At 71.0% G+C, this 17,975-nt stretch carries 16 protein-coding genes and 1 tRNA gene; 2 read left to right on the top strand and 15 right to left on the bottom strand.

The genetic code is table 11. The features are described 5' to 3' along the window. Positions 1–24: 24 nt before the first annotated feature. The 13 genes from OG392_RS24950 to OG392_RS24890 all read right to left on the bottom strand — a co-directional run bounded on the left by OG392_RS24950 (position 25) and on the right by OG392_RS24890 (position 14,287). Positions 25–672 (bottom strand): arsenate reductase/protein-tyrosine-phosphatase family protein, encoded by a 648-nt coding sequence (locus OG392_RS24950; RefSeq protein ID WP_329283073.1) that lies wholly within the window; start codon positions 670–672, stop codon positions 25–27. Then, entirely contained in the window at positions 669–1,316 is a 648-nt protein-coding gene (locus OG392_RS24945; protein ID WP_030321077.1) for an L-threonylcarbamoyladenylate synthase, read from the bottom strand. Before OG392_RS24945 ends, OG392_RS24950 begins: the two co-directional genes overlap by 4 nt. Positions 1,317–1,365: 49 nt before the next feature. Next, a complete protein-coding gene (gene prmC, locus OG392_RS24940; protein ID WP_329283072.1) occupies positions 1,366–2,211 on the bottom strand; it encodes a peptide chain release factor N(5)-glutamine methyltransferase in 846 nt (281 codons plus the stop codon). Positions 2,212–2,257: 46 nt separating this feature from the next. After that, the gene (prfA, locus tag OG392_RS24935; protein WP_329283069.1) at positions 2,258–3,334 is read right to left on the bottom strand and encodes a peptide chain release factor 1; all 1,077 of its coding nucleotides are present in this window, start codon (positions 3,332–3,334) and stop codon (positions 2,258–2,260) included. A gap of 96 nt (positions 3,335–3,430) precedes the next feature. Then, positions 3,431–3,649 carry a 50S ribosomal protein L31 gene (gene rpmE, locus OG392_RS24930; RefSeq protein WP_055599288.1) on the bottom strand — a complete coding sequence of 73 codons (219 nt, stop codon included), beginning with the start codon at positions 3,647–3,649 and terminating at the stop codon, positions 3,431–3,433. 158 nt (positions 3,650–3,807) lie between these two features. Further along, positions 3,808–4,905, bottom strand: a complete 1,098-nt coding sequence (locus OG392_RS24925) for an LCP family protein (protein WP_329283066.1) — start codon at positions 4,903–4,905, stop codon at positions 3,808–3,810. A 217-nt stretch (positions 4,906–5,122) separates the two neighbouring features. Beyond that, on the bottom strand, positions 5,123–7,180 hold the full coding sequence (rho, locus tag OG392_RS24920) for a transcription termination factor Rho (protein ID WP_329283064.1): 2,058 nt from the start codon (positions 7,178–7,180) through the stop codon (positions 5,123–5,125). Between the two features lie 416 nt (positions 7,181–7,596). Continuing rightward, positions 7,597–8,514, bottom strand: a complete 918-nt coding sequence (gene thrB, locus OG392_RS24915; RefSeq protein ID WP_329283062.1) for a homoserine kinase — start codon at positions 8,512–8,514, stop codon at positions 7,597–7,599. Between the two features lie 309 nt (positions 8,515–8,823). Continuing rightward, positions 8,824–9,894, bottom strand: a complete 1,071-nt coding sequence (gene thrC, locus OG392_RS24910) for a threonine synthase (RefSeq protein ID WP_329283060.1) — start codon at positions 9,892–9,894, stop codon at positions 8,824–8,826. Between the two features lie 6 nt (positions 9,895–9,900). Further along, the gene (locus OG392_RS24905) at positions 9,901–11,193 is read right to left on the bottom strand and encodes a homoserine dehydrogenase (protein ID WP_329283058.1); all 1,293 of its coding nucleotides are present in this window, start codon (positions 11,191–11,193) and stop codon (positions 9,901–9,903) included. A 143-nt stretch (positions 11,194–11,336) separates the two neighbouring features. Further along, positions 11,337–12,728 (bottom strand): diaminopimelate decarboxylase, encoded by a 1,392-nt coding sequence (lysA, locus tag OG392_RS24900; RefSeq protein ID WP_329283056.1) that lies wholly within the window; start codon positions 12,726–12,728, stop codon positions 11,337–11,339. A gap of 12 nt (positions 12,729–12,740) precedes the next feature. Next, entirely contained in the window at positions 12,741–13,703 is a 963-nt protein-coding gene (gene nrtL, locus OG392_RS24895) for an ArgS-related anticodon-binding protein NrtL (protein ID WP_329283054.1), read from the bottom strand. A 101-nt stretch (positions 13,704–13,804) separates the two neighbouring features. Then, the gene (locus OG392_RS24890; protein ID WP_329283052.1) at positions 13,805–14,287 is read right to left on the bottom strand and encodes a response regulator; all 483 of its coding nucleotides are present in this window, start codon (positions 14,285–14,287) and stop codon (positions 13,805–13,807) included. 160 nt (positions 14,288–14,447) lie between these two features. On the opposite strand from OG392_RS24890, the gene OG392_RS24885 reads away from it, so the two are divergent. Next, positions 14,448–14,519, top strand: a tRNA-Arg gene (locus OG392_RS24885). Between the two features lie 81 nt (positions 14,520–14,600). On the opposite strand, the gene OG392_RS24880 is transcribed toward OG392_RS24885, so the two are convergent. Then, positions 14,601–14,945: a hypothetical protein gene (locus OG392_RS24880; protein ID WP_329283050.1), complete on the bottom strand. Its 345-nt coding sequence runs from the start codon at positions 14,943–14,945 to the stop codon at positions 14,601–14,603. Between the two features lie 184 nt (positions 14,946–15,129). Between OG392_RS24880 and OG392_RS24875 the strand changes: the two genes are divergently transcribed. Then, entirely contained in the window at positions 15,130–16,761 is a 1,632-nt protein-coding gene (locus tag OG392_RS24875; RefSeq protein WP_329283048.1) for an AAA family ATPase, read from the top strand. Between the two features lie 115 nt (positions 16,762–16,876). Here OG392_RS24875 and ku read toward each other — a convergent pair whose 3' ends face one another. Continuing rightward, on the bottom strand, positions 16,877–17,950 hold the full coding sequence (gene ku / locus OG392_RS24870) for a non-homologous end joining protein Ku (protein ID WP_329283046.1): 1,074 nt from the start codon (positions 17,948–17,950) through the stop codon (positions 16,877–16,879). Positions 17,951–17,975: the final 25 nt, after the last annotated feature.

The raw sequence follows: 17,975 nt of genomic DNA, 5'->3' as shown, positions 1-17,975 counted from the left end.
CCCCCACGCGCCCCCCGACAGGGGTCAGTCGCGCGCCGAGACGCCCGTCAGCGCCGTCACCACCGGGTCGAGGGCCTGGTTGATCTCGTCGCCGATCGAGCGGAAGAAGGTGATCGGGGCGCCGTACGGGTCGTTGACCTCGTCCGCGTCCACCGACGGGGCCAGGAGCCACCCGCGTAGAGCCGCCGCCGCGCGGACCAGGGCACGCGCGCGTTCCACCATGCCCTCGTCGTGGGCGTCCGGGAGCGTCGCCGGGTCGATCGCGCGGACCAGGCGGGTGAACTCCTTCAGGGTGAAGGTGCGCAGCCCCGCCGAGTGGCCCATCGAGATGACCTGGGCGCGGTGGTCGCGGGTCGCCGTGAGGACCAGATCCGCGCGGATGACGTGCTCGTCGAGGAGCTCGCGCCCCACGAAGCCGCTGTAGTCCGCGCCGAAGTCGGCGAGGACCAGTTCCGCGTTGGCCTCCATCGGGGCGCCCTCATGGCCCCAGGTGCCCGCGCTCTCCACGATCAGGCCGCCGCCCAGAGGGTCGCCGAGGCGGTCGCTCAGGGCATGCCGGGTCAGCCGCTCGGTGATCGGCGAGCGGCAGACGTTGCCGGTGCTGACGTGGAGGATGCGGAAGGTGGTGCTGTCGTCGAACCCCGCTATGCCACGCCCCTCAGGGGCGGTCAATTCGCCACCTCGAGGTCGGGTACGACCTTCCGGAGCTCCTCCGGCGAGAGCGCGCCCTCGCGCAGCAGCACCGGCACCTTGCCCGTGACGTCGACGATGGACGACGGGACGATGCCGGGCGTCGGGCCGCCGTCCAGGTAGACGGAGACGGAGTCGCCGAGCATCTGCTGGGCCGCGTCGCAGTCCTCCGGGGACGGGTGGCCGGTGAGGTTCGCCGACGAGACGGCCATCGGGCCGACCTCGGTGAGCAGCTCGATGGCGACCGGGTGCAGGGGCATGCGGATGGCGACGGTGCCCCGGGTGTCGCCCAGGTCCCACTGCAGGGACGGCTGGTGCTTGGCGACGAGGGTGAGGGCGCCGGGCCAGAAGGCGTCGACGAGCTCCCACGCCTGCTCGGAGAAGTCCGTGACGAGGCCGTGGAGGGTGTTCGGGGAGCCGATGAGCACGGGCGTGGGCATGTTGCGGCCCCGGCCCTTGGCGGCGAGCAGGTCCGCCACGGCCTCGCTGCTGAAGGCGTCCGCCCCGATCCCGTACACGGTGTCGGTGGGCAGCACGACCAGCTCGCCCCGGCGGACGGCGGACGCGGCCTCGCGCAGACCGGTCACACGATCGGTCGCCTCGTTGCAGTCGTATCGCCGTGCCATCAGTTCCCGGCCTCCTCGTACACGTGGTTCGTCATGGCGGTCATGCCGGTCATGGCATGGCCTTGCGGGCGGTCGCGAAACGCGGCCGGTTGTTCAGGTCCGGGTGGTCGGCGGCATCGGCCCAGCCGGCCTCTTCGTTGAAGATCCACGGCACCTGCCCGCCCTGGGTGTCCGCGTGCTCGATGACGACGAGGCCGCCGGGACGGAGCAGCCGGTGGGCGGTGCGCTCGATGCCGCGGATGGTGTCGAGGCCGTCCTCGCCGGAGAAGAGAGCCATCTCCGGGTCGTGGTCACGGGCCTCGGGCGCCACGTACTCCCACTCGGTGAGCGGGATGTACGGCGGGTTGGAGATGACCAGGTCGACCTGGCCGTCCAGCTCGGGGAGCGCGCTGAGCGCGTCGCCCTGGTGGACGGTGACGCGGGAGCCCTCGGCGTTCTTGCGGGTCCACAGGAGCGCGTCGTCGGAGAGCTCGACCGCGTGCACGCGCGAGCGCGGCACCTCCTGGGCCATCGCGAGGGCGATGGCGCCGGAGCCGGTGCAGAGGTCGACGATGAGGGGCTCGACGACGTCCATCGCGCGGACGGCGTCTATGGCCCAGCCGACGACCGACTCGGTCTCCGGACGCGGCACGAAGACCCCCGGCCCGACCTGGAGCTCCAGGTACCGGAAGAACGCCCGCCCGGTGATGTGCTGGAGCGGTTCGCGGGCCTCGCGGCGGGCGACCGTCTCCCAGTAGCGGGCGTCGAAGTCCGCGTCCTTGACGTTGTGCAGCTCCCCCCGCTTGACGCCGTGCACGAACGCGGCGAGCTCCTCCGCGTCGAAACGCGGTGAGGGAACGCCGGCGTCGGCCAGCCGCTGGGTGGCCTGGGCCACCTCGGCAAGCAGCAGGTTCACGCTGGTCCTCCGTGGTGCGGGGTGGGGCTTACGGAACTTACGCCACTTACGCCGCGGCGAGCTTGGCGGCCGAGTCGGCGTCGACGCAGGCCTGGATCATCGGGTCCAGTTCGCCGTCGAGCACCTGGTCCAAGTTGTACGCCTTGAAGCCGACGCGGTGGTCGGAGATCCGGTTCTCCGGGAAGTTGTACGTACGGATCTTCTCGGACCGGTCGACGGTGCGGACCTGGCTGCGACGGGCGTCGGCGGCCTTGGACTCGGCCTCCTCCTGCGCCGCGGCGAGCAGCCGGGACCGCAGGATGCGCATGGCCTGCTCCTTGTTCTGGAGCTGGCTCTTCTCGTTCTGGCAGGAGGCGACGATGCCGGTCGGCAGGTGGGTGATGCGGACGGCGGAGTCGGTGGTGTTGACCGACTGGCCGCCGGGACCCGACGAGCGGTAGACGTCGATGCGCAGGTCGTTGGCGTGGACCTCGACCTCGACCTCCTCGGCCTCGGGCGTGACGAGGACGCCGGCGGCGGAGGTGTGGATACGGCCGGCGGACTCGGTCGCGGGCACGCGCTGCACGCGGTGCACCCCGCCCTCGTACTTCAGGCGCGCCCAGACGCCCTGGCCGGGCTCGGTGGCGCCGTTGCCGCCCTTGGTCTTCACGGCGACCTGGACGTCCTTGTAGCCGCCCAGCTCGGACTCGGTGGCGTCGATGATCTCGGTCTTCCAGCCGACGCGCTCGGCGTACCGGAGGTACATGCGGAGCAGGTCGCCGGCGAAGAGGGCGGACTCGTCGCCGCCCGCGCCGGCCTTGATCTCCAGGATGACGTCCTTGTCGTCGCTCGGGTCGCGCGGGACGAGGAGCAGGCGGAGCTTCTCGGTGAGCTCCTCCCGGTCCTTCTCCAGCTGCTTGACCTCGGCGGCGAAGTCGGGATCGTCTTGTGCCAGCTCGCGGGCGGTCTCGATGTCGTCACCGGTCTGCTTCCAGGACCGGTAGGCGGCGACGATCGGGGTCAGCTCGGCGTAGCGCTTGTTCAGCTTGCGCGCGTTCGCCTGGTCGGCGTGGACCGAAGGGTCTGCGAGCTTCGTCTCGAGGCCGGCGTGCTCGCCGACCAGTTCCTCGACCGCCTCGAACATCGGGGGCTCCTGGGTTTTTCGTCAGTTGCTACGGGACGGCAAAGCGCCGGTCCCGGCCACCCGCGCGGGGCGACCGTGGACCGGCGCAGGGGCTCGCTACTTGGCGGAGCCGGCCTTGCCGAAGCGGGCCTCGAAGCGGGCGACGCGGCCGCCGGTGTCGAGGATCTTCTGCTTGCCCGTGTAGAACGGGTGGCACTCGGAGCAGACCTCGGCACGGATGGTGCCGTCGGTCAGGGTGCTCCGGGTGGTGAACGAGGCGCCACAGGTGCAGCTGACCTGGGTCTCGACGTACTCGGGGTGGATCTCGCGCTTCAAGGTGTCTCCTAGTTTCGGGAGGGCTCCGGGTCGCTTCCGCGGGTCGCGGCAAACGTGAACCGGGGCCGACGTACCAGTCTGCCAGGACTGGCCGCATCTCCCCAAACCGGGGTGGCGGCGAAAGTATTCCTGAGCTGCCTCGGGCGACCGTCGTCGTGCTACTTCACGATGCCCTCGGCCTGGCCGGTGGCCGCGTCCTTCGTCGCCGAGGCGGGGATCGGCAGGTCCTTCTTCAGGGCCGTCCAGACCTGCCGTGACTGGGCTTCCAGGGGCACGACGCGGTTGGGGTCCCGGGGGTCGTACTCGACGGGCAGGGTGACCATGTGGACGTTCTGGGAGCCGATGCCGGAGAGGCCCTTGGCGAAGCCCATCAGCTCCTGGACCGAGTCGAGTTCGGAGTCCGGGGTGATGGCCTTGGTGGCGGCGTCGGCGAGGTCGAGGAGCTTCTTCGGGTTGCTGAGGACGCCGAGGTCCTTGACCTGGTTCATGAAGGCCTTCATGAAGGCCTGCTGGAGCTGGATGCGGCCGAGGTCGCTGCCGTCGCCGACGCTCTTGCGGGTCCGGACGAGGCCGAGGGACTGCTCGCCGTCGAGGGTGTGGGTGCCCGGTTCGAGGTCGAGGTGGCTCTTGCCGTCCTTGATGGCGCTCGTCGTGGTGATCTCCACCCCGCCGAGCTTGTCGATGAGCTTCTTGAAGCCGGTGAAGTCGACCTCGATGTAGTGGTCCATGCGGATGCCGGACATCGACTCGACGGTCTTGACGGCGCAGGCGGGGCCGCCGACCTCGTACGCCGTGTTGAACATGGCCCGCCGCTCGGCGGGCGCCGCGGTGCCCCGGGCGTCGGTGCACTTCGGCCGGTCGATGAGGGTGTCCCTGGGGATGGAGACCACGTCGGCCTTCTTGTGGCCCTCGTAGACGTGGACGACCATCGCGGTGTCGGAGCGGGCGCCGCCCTCGTCCCTGCCGTACGCGCCGTTGTCGCCGGAGCGGGAGTCGGAGCCGAGGACGAGGATGTCCAGGGAGCCGTTGTCGACGTCGTCGGGGCGGTCGGTGCCCAGCTGGGCGTTGATGTCGACGGTCTCGAGATTGCCGTCGAGCTTGAAGTACACGTACCCGAGGCCCGCTCCGCCGAGGAGGAGGACGGCGAGGGCGCCCGAGACGAGCACGGCCGCCTTGCGGCTGCGCCTGGCGGGCTGCTTGCGGCGGCGGCCGTTGCCCGCGCCGGCTATTCGGCCGCTCTTGCTCTGCTCGGTCATCGCCATCCCTCGGGCCCTAGATTCACCATATGTGACGGTGATGCGCCCAGAAGGGTTGCATACGTGCCTGTGAGGTTTCGGTGAGCGCGGGGCCGGAACAGCACTGCGCCCACCGTGCGGGGCACGGTGGGCGCAGTGGTTCACGCAGGTCACGACAGGGTTACGAGGCCGGGGCCGGGCCCTTGTCGCGCGACGGGAGCATGACGCAGGTCATACCTCAGTCGTCGTTCTTGCCGCCAGGCGTCGTCTTCTGGATCTGGAGCAGGAACTCGCCGTTCGACTTCGTCTGCTTCATCTTGTCGAGCAGCAGCTCGATCGCCTGCTGCTGGTCGAGCGCGTGCAGCACACGACGCAGCTTCCAGGTGACGGCGAGCTCGTCGCTGCCGAGCAGGATCTCTTCCTTACGCGTACCCGAGGCGTCGACGTCGACGGCCGGGAAGATGCGCTTGTCGGCGAGCTTCCGGTCGAGCTTGAGCTCCATGTTGCCGGTGCCCTTGAACTCCTCGAAGATCACCTCGTCCATGCGTGAACCTGTGTCCACCAGAGCAGTCGCGAGGATGGTCAAAGAACCGCCGTCCTCGATGTTCCGCGCCGCACCGAAGAAGCGCTTCGGCGGGTAGAGCGCGGTCGAGTCGACACCACCGGACAGGATGCGGCCGGAGGCCGGCGCCGCGAGGTTGTAAGCGCGGCCCAGTCGGGTGATCGAGTCGAGCAGGACGACCACGTCGTGACCCAGCTCCACGAGGCGCTTGGCGCGCTCGATGGCCAGCTCGGCGACGGTGGTGTGGTCCTCGGCCGGACGGTCGAAGGTCGAGGAGATGACCTCGCCCTTGACCGACCGCTGCATGTCGGTGACCTCTTCCGGACGCTCGTCGACCAGGACGACCATCAGGTGGCACTCGGGGTTGTTGTGCGTGATCGCGTTGGCGATCGCCTGCATGATCATGGTCTTGCCGGTCTTCGGCGGGGCCACGATCAGACCGCGCTGGCCCTTGCCGATCGGCGACACGAGGTCGATGATCCGCGTGGTCAGCACGCCCGGGTCGGTCTCCAGACGGAGACGGTCCTGCGGGTAGAGCGGGGTCAGCTTGTTGAACTCGGGGCGGCCGCGGCCGGAGTCGGCGGCCATGCCGTTCGCCGAGTCCAGGCGGACCAGCGCGTTGAACTTCTCGCGGCGCTCGCCCTCCTTCGGCTGACGCACGGCACCGGTGACGTGGTCACCCTTGCGCAGACCGTTCTTGCGGACCTGGGCGAGGGAGACGTACACGTCGTTCGGACCGGGCAGGTAGCCGGAGGTCCGGATGAACGCGTAGTTGTCGAGGATGTCGAGGATGCCCGCGACGGGGATCAGGACATCGTCGTCGGCGACCTGCGGCTCGCCGGCCTGGAAGTCGTCACGGCCACGACGCCCACGGCGGTCGCGGTAGCGGCCCCGACGCCCGCGGCGACCGCCGGCCTCGTCGTCGTAGTCGTCCTGCGGACCGGCCTGCTGGCCGCCCTGCTGACCCTGGCCCTGGACCTGCTGGCCCTGGCCCTGGCCCTGGCCCTGCTGGCCGCCCTGGCGCTGGCGCTGGCCGCCCTGGCCGCCGCCCTGCTGCTCGTCGCCCTTGCCGCGGTCCCGCTGACGGTCACGGCGGTCGCGGCGCTCGCCACGCTCCCCGCGCTCGCCGCGGTCACGACGGCCACGGCCCTCGGCGCCGTCGGCGGCGGCCTCGGCCTTGGTGTCGGTGCCCGCGTCGGCCTTGGCCTCGGTACGGGTCTCGGTCTTGACGGCCTGCGCGGCCTCGGCCTTGGTCTCGCCCTCCGGCGAACCGGCGGGGGCGGTGGCACGGCGACGACGGCGCTCGCCCGCGGGCTGGTCGTCGGAGGCCGGCTGGCCCGGGATGTCGATCTGCTGCTGGGCGACGGCCTTCTCGGCCTTCTCCGCCTTGGGCTCGGCGGCCTCGGCAGCGGTCTCACCCGTACGGGCCTTGGCGGTGGTGCGGCGCTTCGGCTTGGTCTCGGCGGCGTCGGCGGCCTTGGCGGGGGCGGCGGAGCCTCCACCGGCCTGCGCCTCCTTGATGACCTCGATCAGCTGGCTCTTGCGCATCCGCGCGGTGCCCCTGATGCCGAGGCCGGACGCGACCTGCTGCAGCTCGGCCAGGACCATGCCCTCGAGGCCGGTGCCGGAGCGGCGGCGCCGTGCGGTGCCGCCGGTGGCAGCACCTGCGGCGGGCGCGGCGGCGTCGACACTGCTGTCGGCAGTCACGCCCATCAGATCGGTGGTGTCGCTCACGAAGGGTCCTTCCCTGGAGCGGACGTCGGCCATCTGGCTCGGCGACCGGTTGTGCTGTCCGGCAGCGGTCCCGTGTTGGGTGGACCGTGTCCGGGGCGGTGGTCCCGCCGGGTACGGCGGAGAGAGAACGTGCTGGGGTCCGGCCCGAGCGCCCCCTGCTCGGTCCTCGCTGCGGAAGAGCGAGGGGTGTCGTGCCGGTTCCGGAGCGTGCTCGAAACTGCTCAGGCAGGCTGCTCAGGCAGTTGGGGAGGCTCCCGGAAGAATCGGTGGTCCCTGATGGGGACACTCAGCACCGCGCCACAAAGGCGCCGGGTGCTGACTTGAGGTTAACACTACCGGCTCCGACAAACATTCCCCCTCTCCCTCACCGGCAATCTCCCGTCCCGGACGCTGCCCGGCGTCCGGCCGCCGTGCGCCTAGGGCGCCAGCGGAAGGACGCTCGCTCCGGACGCGTCGAGGTCGAGCCGGTTCGCGGCCCAGCCCTCGCCCGCCAGGCGGGCGACCTTGTCGGCCGTCCCGTGTTCGGCCAGCGCGAGGACCGTGGGGCCCGCGCCGGAGATGACCGCGGGGATGCCGTCCGCCCGCAGCCGGTTCACCAGGGCGATGCTGTCGGGCATCGCGGGAGCCCGGTACTCCTGGTGCAGCCGGTCCTCGGTGGCCGCGAGCAGCAGCTCGGGGCGGCGGGTCAGGGCCTCGACGAGGAGGGCGGCGCGCCCGGCGTTGGCCGCGGCGTCCACGTGCGGGACGGTGCGCGGCAGGAGCCCGCGGGCGGTCTCGGTCAGCACCGGCTTCCCGGGGACGAAAACCACCGGAACGATGGAATCCGAGGGATCCATCCTGATCGCCCGCGCGGCACCGGACTCGGTCCAGGCGAGCGTGAATCCGCCGAGCAGACAGGCGGCGACGTTGTCGGGGTGACCCTCGATCTCGGTGGCCAGCTCCAGGAGGGCGGCCTCGTCGAGCCTGGCGTCCCCGCCTATGGTCACGGCGCGGGCGGCGACGATGCCGGCGCAGATGGCGGCGGAGGAGGAGCCGAGGCCGCGGCCGTGCGGGATGCGGTTGGCGCAGACGACCTCAAGGCCGCGCGGCTGTCCGCCGAGCAGGTCGAAGGCGGTGCGCAGGGAGCGTACGAGCAGGTGGCTCTCGTCGCGCGGAAGCGTCTCGGCGCCTTCACCGGCGATGTCGACGTGCAGCCCGGAGTCGGCGACACGGACGACGACGTCGTCGTAGAGGCCCAGCGACAGGCCGAAGGCGTCGAAGCCCGGACCGAGATTGGCGCTGGTGGCGGGGACGCGCACCCGTACGGCGGCGGCGCGGAACGCTGGACCGGCCATCGCTCGATGATCTCCTTGATTGCGACAACGGGTTGTTCTGGAACAGCGGGTGTTTCAGAGGGTGTTTCGGTGTGTGCTTCAAGAGAAGTACGGGGAACCCGGGGGCCGTTTCAGCCACGGAGGCGACAACGGCAACAACACCGCGCATATGCGTCGGGGCGGGTTCGGTACAGCCTATCGAAGGAAGGTTCTGCCGCGACATAGGGCGCACAGGAGGCGCACGATGCGTGTCGCGAGCCAACCTGTGCGCCTATGTACGTTCCTGATCGGGTTTCGATCAGCACGTTTTCTCGCGCGGAGGGGTGAGGATCAGGCCAGACCGAGGCGCTCGGCGGCGGCGGCCGCGTCGACCGGAACGGTGACCGGCTGCGGCGCGCCGGCGACGGCCCAGTCGGGGTCCTTGAGCCCGTTGCCGGTGACCGTGCAGACGATGGTCTGGCCGGGGTCGACCTTGCCCTGCTCGGCGGCCTTCAGCAGACCGGCGACCGAAGCGGCCGAGGCGGGCTCCACGAAGACGCCCTCCTGCGCGGCCAACAGGCGGTAGGCGCGCAGGATCTCACGGTCCGTCACCTCGTCGATGAAGCCGCCCGACTCGTCGCGCGCGGCGATCGCGTAGTCCCACGAGGCCGGGTTGCCGATGCGGATCGCGGTGGCGATCGTCGACGGGTCCTTGACGACCTCGCCGCGCACCAGCGGGGCCGAACCGGAGGCCTGGAAGCCCCACATACGGGGACGGTGCGTCGCGAGACCGTCGGTGGCGTACTCGCGGTACCCCTTCCAGTACGCCGTGATGTTGCCGGCGTTGCCCACGGGCAGGACGTGGATGTCGGGCGCGTCGCCCAGCATGTCCACGATCTCGAAGGCGGCGGTCTTCTGGCCCTCGATGCGGACCGGGTTGACCGAATTGACCAGCGCCACCGGGTAGTTCTCGGAGAGGCTGCGGGCCAGCGTCAGGCAGTCGTCGAAGTTGCCGTCGACCTGGAGGATCTTCGCGCCGTGCACGAGGGCCTGGCCCATCTTGCCGAGCGCGATCTTGCCCTGCGGCACGAGGACGGCCGACACCATGCCGGCGCGTACCGCGTAGGCCGCGGCCGAGGCGGAGGTGTTGCCGGTGGAGGCGCAGATGACGGCCTGCGCGCCCTCCTCCTTGGCCTTGGTGATGGCCATGGTCATGCCCCGGTCCTTGAAGGAGCCGGTGGGGTTGGCGCCCTCGACCTTGAGGTGCACCTCGCAGCCCGTGCGCTCGGAGAGGACCTGAGCGGGAACGAGCGGCGTACCGCCCTCACGGAGCGTGACGACCGGCGTCGTGTCCGTGACCGGAAGGCGGTCCCGGTACTCCTCGATGATGCCGCGCCACTGGTGGGTGCCCTTGTGGGTCATGGGTCCTTACTCCCCTTCAACACGCATGATGCTGGCGACACCGCGCACGGTGTCGAGCTTGCGCAGCGCCTCGACGGTCCCCGAGAGGGCGGCGTCGGGCGCGCGGTGGGTGACGACGACGAGGGAGGCCTCGCCGTCCTTGCCCTGCTGGCGGACGGTGTCGATCGACACGCCGTGCTCGGCGAAGACCGTCGCCACCTGGGCGAGGACGCCCGGCTTGTCGGCCACGTCGAGACTGATGTGGTACCGCGTCACCACGTCGCCCATGGGGCTCACGGGCAGCTGGGTGTACGCGGACTCACCGGGGCCGTTGGCCCCGTTGAGCTTGTTGCGGCACACGGCGACGAGGTCGCCGAGCACGGCCGAGGCGGTCGGAGCGCCGCCCGCGCCGGGGCCGTAGAACATGAGCTGCCCGGCGGCGTCGGCCTCGACGAAGACCGCGTTGTACGCCTCGCGGACGGAGGCCAGCGGATGGCTCAGCGGGATCATCGCCGGGTGCACGCGCGCGGTGACGGACTCGCCGTCGGCGGCGCGCTCACAGATGGCGAGCAGCTTGATGGTGCAGCCCATCTCCTTGGCGGAGGCGAAGTCGGCGGCGGTGACCTCGGTCATGCCCTCGCGGTAGACGTCGTCGAGGCGCACGCGCGTGTGGAAGGCGATCCCGGCCAGGATGGCGGCCTTGGCGGCGGCGTCGAAGCCCTCGACGTCGGCGGTCGGGTCGGCCTCGGCGTACCCGAGGGCGGTGGCCTCGTCGAGCGCCTCGGAGTAGCCGGCTCCGGAGGTGTCCATCTTGTCGAGGATGAAGTTGGTCGTGCCGTTGACGATGCCCATCACGCGGTTGATCTTGTCGCCGGCGAGGGACTCGCGCAGCGGGCGGATGAGCGGGATGGCGCCGGCGACGGCGGCCTCGTAGTAGAGGTCCTGGCCGTGCTCCTGGGCGGCGGCGTAGAGGCTCGCGCCGTCCTGGGCGAGCAGCGCCTTGTTCGCCGAGACGACGGACGCGCCGTGCGCGAAGGCGGTGGTGATGAGGGTGCGGGCCGGCTCGACCCCGCCGATGACCTCGACGATCACGTCGATGTCCCCCCGTTTCACCAGGGCGGTGGCGTCGGTGGTGATCAGCTCCGCGGGGATGCCCTCGCGGACCTTGTCCGGGCGGCGGACCGCCACACCGGCGAGCTCGACCGGGGCGCCGATGCGCGCGGCGAGGTCGTCGGCGTGCGTCGTCATGATGCGCGCCACCTCTGAGCCGACCACTCCACAGCCCAGCAGCGCCACCTTCAGCGGACGCGTACGCATCATCCGACCTCTTTCTCGTCCTACTTCGTATCTCTACGTTCGAGTCTCTGCGGTTCCCGACGGTGGAACCAGTCTCACTCACCGGACGGGGGTTTCAGCCCCTCGTCCGGATCCTGAGACATCTATTTCATCACTCGACTATTTCATCACCCGACGTCGAGACGCAGGAGATCTTCCTCCGCCTCGCGCCGCACGATGACCCGCGCCTCGCCGTCGCGGACGGCGACGACGGGCGGCCGGAGCGCGTGGTTGTAGTTGCTGGCCATGGAGCGGCAGTACGCACCGGTGGCCGGCACGGCGATGAGGTCTCCGGGCGCCAGGTCCGAGGGCAGGAAGGCGTCCCGTACGACGATGTCGCCGCTCTCGCAGTGCTTGCCGACGACCCGGGAGAGCATGGGCGCGGCGTCGCTGGTCCGCGAGACGAGGTTGACGCTGTACTCGGCGTCGTACAGCGCGGTGCGGATGTTGTCCGACATGCCGCCGTCGACGGAGACGTACGTCCGCAGCCCGTCGAGCGGCTTGACCGTCCCCACCTCGTACAGCGTGAAGGCGGTGGGCCCGACGATGGCGCGCCCGGGCTCGACGGAGATGCGGGGGGTGGTGAGGCCGGCGGCCTCGCACTCCCTCGTGACGATCTCGGTCAGCGCCTTGGCGATCTCGTGCGGCTCGCGCGGGTCGTCCTCGGAGGTGTACGCGATGCCGAGGCCGCCGCCGAGGTCGATCTCGGGCAGCTCGACGCCGTGCTCGTCGCGCACTTCCGCGAGCAGCTGGACGACCCGCCGCGCGGAGACCTCGAAGCCGGCCATGTCGAAGATCTGCGAGCCGATGTGCGAGTGGATGCCGATGAGCTCGAGCCCGTCCAGCTTCAGCGCGCGGCGCACGGCCTCGGCGGCCTGTCCGCCGGCGAGCGCGATGCCGAACTTCTGGTCCTCGTGCGCGGTGGCGATGAACTCGTGCGTGTGGGCCTCGACGCCGACGGTCACCCGGATCTGCACGCGCTGGCGCCTGCCGAGGGACTGCGCGATGTGCGCGACGCGGACGATCTCCTGGAAGGAGTCGAGGACGATCCGCCCGACGCCGGCCTCGACGGCCGTACGGATCTCGTGCTCGCTCTTGTTGTTGCCGTGGAAGGCGATGCGCTCGGCGGGCATCCCCGCGGAGAGGGCGGTGGTGAGCTCGCCGCCGGAGCACACGTCGAGGTTCAGTCCCTCCTCCTTGAGCCAGCGCACGATGGCCCGGGAGAGGAAGGCCTTGCCGGCGTAGAAGACGTCGGCGTCCTTGCCGAAGGCCTCGGCCCAGGCGCGGCAGCGGGCGCGGAAGTCGCTCTCGTCGAGGAAGTAGGCGGGGGTCCCGAACTCCTCGGCGAGCTCGGTCACGGTCAGCCCCCCGACGGTGGCGACACCGCGCTCGTCCCGCCCGACGGTCCGCGACCACACCTTGGGGTCGAGGACGTTGAGGTCGGCTGCGGGCGCGGTGTAGTGACCCTCGGGAAGGACGTCGGCGTGGCGAGGGCCTGCGGGATGGGCGGAACGACTCATGTCTGAACTCTTTCAAATCCGTTCGGGTGCGCTGATGCCGAGCACGGAGAGGCCACCGGCGAGCACCGTCCCGGCGGCTTCGGCGAGCGCGAGCCGGGAACGATGGGCGGCCGAGGGTTTCTCGTCGCCGAGCGGCAGAACGGTGTGCTGGAAGGGGAGCAGCGCGTCGGCGGTGGCTTCCAGGTGCCGGGCGACCCGGTCGGGGGCGCGGTGGCGGGCGGCGGTGAGGAGGGCGACGGGGTGGTCGCCGAGGACGCCGAGAAGTTCGGGTGCGTGCACGGGGGTCTCGTACGCGGGCCCGAATCCGAGCTGCGCGGCGTTGACGAGCAGCCTCCGGACCCGGGAGTGGGCGTACCGCACGCGGAAGAGGGAGTTGCGCTCGTGCTGGACGAGGAGGGGCGGCCCTTCGAGGGGCCGGTCCTGGGGCGCGGCCCGCAGCAGGGCCCACCGGGCGGCGTCGGCTCCCAGGGTGTCCGGCTCGTACGCCCCCGGGTGCACGTGCACCCGCTCGTCGCCGCCGAACCCCGCGTCGGCGCCCTGGGACCGGAGGAGCCGGACGACGGTCTCGGTGACGAGGAGCGCGCGCGACTCCGTCAGGTCGGCGAAGCGGACGGTGGTCCCGGTGAGGGCGGTGCCGTTCCCGTACGCGTCCCCGGCCTCGCGGACGGCCCGCACGAGCTCGCCGGCGGCGTCGGGGCGGAGGGTGAAGTTCAGGAATCCGGGCCCGGTGACCGCGACCTCTTGCAGTCCGGGGGCGTCACGGAGACGTTCCTCCAGGATCCCGGCGACGTCGAGGGCGGTGCGTCCGGCGGACCTGGCGAGGGTGAGGGCGATGTTGCTCGCGTACTCCCCGACACCACCGGGCCGAGCGCGCTCGACCTTGACCAGAGGGGGTACGTCGACCCGCAGCGCACCGTCGTCGACCGCGCGGCGCACGGCGTGCAGCACGGTGAGGGAGAGGTCCGCGGGGGTCACGGGACCAGCGTAGGGGAGGAGGGGGGGCGGAACGCGAACCGGTTTCGCCATGCGGTCACCCGCGGCGGGGACGGGCCCGGTGGCCACACGACCGACCGCTCTCAGTGGGGACGGTGGGTGCTTCCGGCGCGTCGGGATTCCTGGCAGCCGTCGACTGCGGCCGGTTCCTCTCCCCCGTCGGGCCCGGCCCCCTCGGGCCGCTCGCGCCGCTCGCGGTGCAACAGCTGACGGACGACGCGCACGAGTTCGGCGGGCTCGAAGGGCTTGGCGAGAAAGGCGTCGACACCGGAGGCGACCCCGCCGGACACCTCGTGCTCACCGCAGGCGCTGATGATCGCGACGGGGAGATGCCGGGTCCGGGGATCGGCCCGCAGCCGCTCGGCCGTCTTGATCCCGTCCAAGCGGGGCATGACGACGTCCAGGGTGACGACATCAGGACAGACCCGATGTACGACATCCAGACACTCGGCACCATCGGCCGCGGTCACGACCTCGAACCCCTCGAGTTCGAGATTGACCCTGATCAACTGCCGGATCACCTTGTTGTCGTCGACAACGAGCACCCGACCGGACACGCCTGACACACGAACGAGAGTAGGCCGCCCCCAACGGCTGCGTCCGGGTTTTACCCACTTCTGACCCGTGCGGGGGACCCAGCCCCTGGTGACACCCCGGAAATACCTGTTCACAGCCACTCCCGCGGAGCTGGTAGGGTTCTACCCGTCGCCGCCGAACGCGGCGGACGCCCCCGTAGCTCAGGGGATAGAGCAACGGCCTCCGGAGCCGTGTGCGCAGGTTCGAATCCTGCCGGGGGCACTTCGCAAGAAGTGCCACACAGACCCCGTGATCAGCGGAAACGCTGAGTGCGGGGTCTTGTTGTATGTGCGGGGGCCTGTGTCAGCCGTTGATCTCGCGGATCACGGTGTCGTGCTCGTCGGCCAGTTCGAGTGCGTACGGGAGGCCGAAGGCGGCGAGGAGTGCGGCCAGGTCGTCGAGTCGGGTGGGGTCGACCGCGCCGTTGAGCAGAACGGCCCCGGCCTCCATGGGGTCGATCTCCAGTCGGCACCAGCCCGTCTCCACCTCGTGGCCGTGCCAGGACGACGGGTGGGAGTTCCAGCCCGCTCCGGCGAAGCGCGCGGCCACCCGCGAGGCGTCACGGAGGCCGCGTACGGTGCCACACACGTTGTTGCCCTCGTCGGTCCACTGCTCGTCCGGGTGCCGGCCCTCGTCGGATGCGTCCACGGCCGGAGGGTAGCCGTCGGGGCCGAGGCGTGGAGAGCGGGCCGGGGAGATCAAGGCGGTATTACGCTTTGACAGTTCGCGGTCCGGGGTGTCGTCGGGGGGAAGAGTGGCGGGAGAGTCCGTGTCCAGGCGTACCGCCAAGCGGTGTGAGCGGGTGTGGCGTGACGGGGTCACGCTGCTTCGGATGGGGCAGTTCGACGCCGCCGCCGTCCGGTTCACCGAGGTGCTCGAGTACGACCCCACGGCCGCCGACGCCTGGTTGGGGCTGCATGCGACGGGGCGGTCCCAGGCCGAGGCCGTCGATGCCATGGGGCGGTACCGGCACACCTTCGGCGCGCTGCGGAGCAGGTGCGCGCTGACCGTCCATTCCCGGTTCGACCTCGGCGTCTACGTCACCTTCCGGCTGGAGACCTCGCGCGATCTCTGGCTCGCCGGCATGGCGCAGCAGTTGGCGGCCGGGCGGGTCGACGAGGTCGAGCCCGCGCTCCTCACCGCCGTTCTCGACTGTGACGAGACGCGGTTCCTCTGCACCCGCTACGCCTACCTCAAGCAGAACTGGCCGCTGGTCCTGGAGTACTCCCGGGGCATCGAGGCGCCCTTCCTGCGCGAGGAGGCCCAGCTGTACGTCGGGTACGCGCTCGCCCGTCAGCGCGTCTTCCACGAGGTCCTCCACACCTTGGCGCCGCTCCCCCGCGTCCTGGGCCGGGGCGGCAGGTTCGACGGCGAGGTGGCGTATCTGCGCGGGCTCGCCCACGAGGGCGTCGGTGACGACCGCGAGGCGCTGCGCCACTTCCAGTACGCCTTCCGCTGCTTCCCCGGCCACGCCGACGTCGCCCAGCGCGCGCAGGTCCAACTGCCCGTCCAGGTGCCGGCCCGCTCCCCGGAGGGTCCGGCGGGGGCCGCCGCCGCCTCTTCCGGGGCCGGTGACACCTCCGCCGCGGATCTGCGGCTCGACGAGGCGCTCGCGCGGCTCGACCGGATGATCGGGCTCGAACCGGTCAAACGGCAGGTGCGGACCCTCGTGGCCCAGCTGCGGATGGCCACCGTCCGCAGGGAGCAGGGCCTGCCCGCGACCGCCGGACCGCAGCACTTCGTCTTCGCCGGTCCCCCGGGCACCGGCAAGACGACCGTCGCCCGGGTCATCGGTGACATCTTCGCCGGGCTCGGCATGCTGGAGTCGGGGACGCTCGTCGAGACCTCACGGGTCGACCTCGTGGGCGAGCACCTCGGGTCGTCGGCCATGAAGACGAAGGCGGTCATCGACTCCGCCCTCGGGGGTGTCCTCTTCGTCGACGAGGCCTACGCCCTCTACAACACCGGTTACTCCGGGGGCGACGCGTTCGGCAAGGAAGCCCTCCAGGTGTTGCTCAAGCGGGCCGAGGACGACCGTGACCGGCTCGTCGTCATCCTGGCCGGATACCCGGACGAGATGGCCGAGCTCCTCTCCACGAACCCGGGCCTCACCTCCCGTTTCAGTACGCGGATCGACTTCCCCTCGTACTCGGCGGCCGAACTGCTGCAGATCTCCTACGGAGTTCTGGAGGCCCAGGGCGACGTCGTGGACGAGGACGCCGCCGCCGTCCTGCATTCCCACTTCCAGAGCGTCGTACGGGACGGCCTCGTCGACCAGTTGGGCAACGGGCGGCTCGCCCGTGAGCTCTGCCGCAAGGCCGCCTCCTCCCGCGACCTGCGCCTCTACGACACCCACGGCGGGAACGTCGCCCCGAGCCGGGAGGACCTCACCACCGTGCGCGTCGCCGACGTCAACACCGCTTACGAGGAGCTGCGTTCCGCCGGGGAGCCGCCTTCCCGGTGAGAGCGCGTGCGCCTGCGCGTCACCCGCGCCCGCGCCTCCGGGTGCCTGTGCCCGCGCCTGTACCCCGCCTCCGGGTGCCGATGCCCGAGCCCGGCGCCCGCCCCGGGCCGTCGCCTCACGCCGTGCGCTTGTGCGGGGTGGCCTTCCTCGCCGTCGTCTTCTTCGCCGCCGTCTTCTTCGCCGTGGTCTTCTTCGCCGTCGTCTTCTTCGTCGCCGTGCTCTTCGTCGCCGTGCTCTTCGTCGCCGTGCTCGCCGTGCTCTTCGCCGTCGACTTGTGCGCCGGAGCCGCCGTCTTCTTCGCCGCCGCCTTCGACGTGGACTTCTTCGCGTCCGTCGTCTTCGGCGTACGCTCCCGGGACTTCAGCGGGGTGACCTCCGCCCGCCCCTTTCCCTCCTCCTGCTCGCCCCGGGCCTCCTTCGCCGCCCTGACGCTGCTCTCCAGGGCCGCCATCAGGTCGATGACCTGGCCGCCGCCCTGCTCCTCGCCGGCGGCCGGGGGCGCGACCCCCTCGCCACCCTCCGCCTTCGCCGCGATCATCTCCTCGACCGCCGTGCGGTAGTCGTCGTGCAGGGTGTTCATGTCGACCTCGCCCAGGGTGGCCATCAGGGCGTCCGCCAGGTCGAGTTCGGCGTCCCGTACGCTCACCGGGTTCTCCGGGGCCACGCCCTCCGGCGCGCGGATCTCGTCCGGCCAGAGCAGGCCGTGCATGGCGATCACGTCGTCCACGACCCGGAGCATGCCCAGGCGCTCCCGCCCCCTGAGGGCGTATTTCGCCACGGCCACCTTCTCGCTGCGCTTCAGCGCCTCGCGGAGCAGGGTGTACGGCTTGGCCGCCGGGACGCCGTTCGCCGAGAGGTAGTACGCCGCGTCCATCTGCAGCGGGTCGATGTCGCCGGCCGGCACGAAGGCGACGATCTCGATCGTCTTCGCCGTGGGGAGCGGCAGCGAGGCCAGGTCCTCCTCGGTGATCGGGATCATGGTCCCGTCGGCGTCCTCGTACGCCTTCCCGATCTCCGCCTGCGGGACCTCCTCGCCGTCGAGCTCGCACACCTTCTTGTAGCGGACGCGGCCGCCGTCCTCGGTGTGGATCTGCCGGAAGGAGACGGACCGGCTCTCGGTGGCGTTCACCAGCTTGATCGGGATGCTGACCAGGCCGAAGGATATGGCGCCGTTCCAGATGGATCGCACAGGTGTTCCCTTCGGGTGGAGTCAG

The sequence above is a fragment of the Streptomyces sp. NBC_00691 genome (assembly GCF_036226665.1).
In the GTDB taxonomy this organism is placed as follows: Bacteria; Actinomycetota; Actinomycetes; order Streptomycetales; family Streptomycetaceae; genus Streptomyces.
This window is presented reverse-complemented; position numbering and strand designations above follow the sequence as displayed.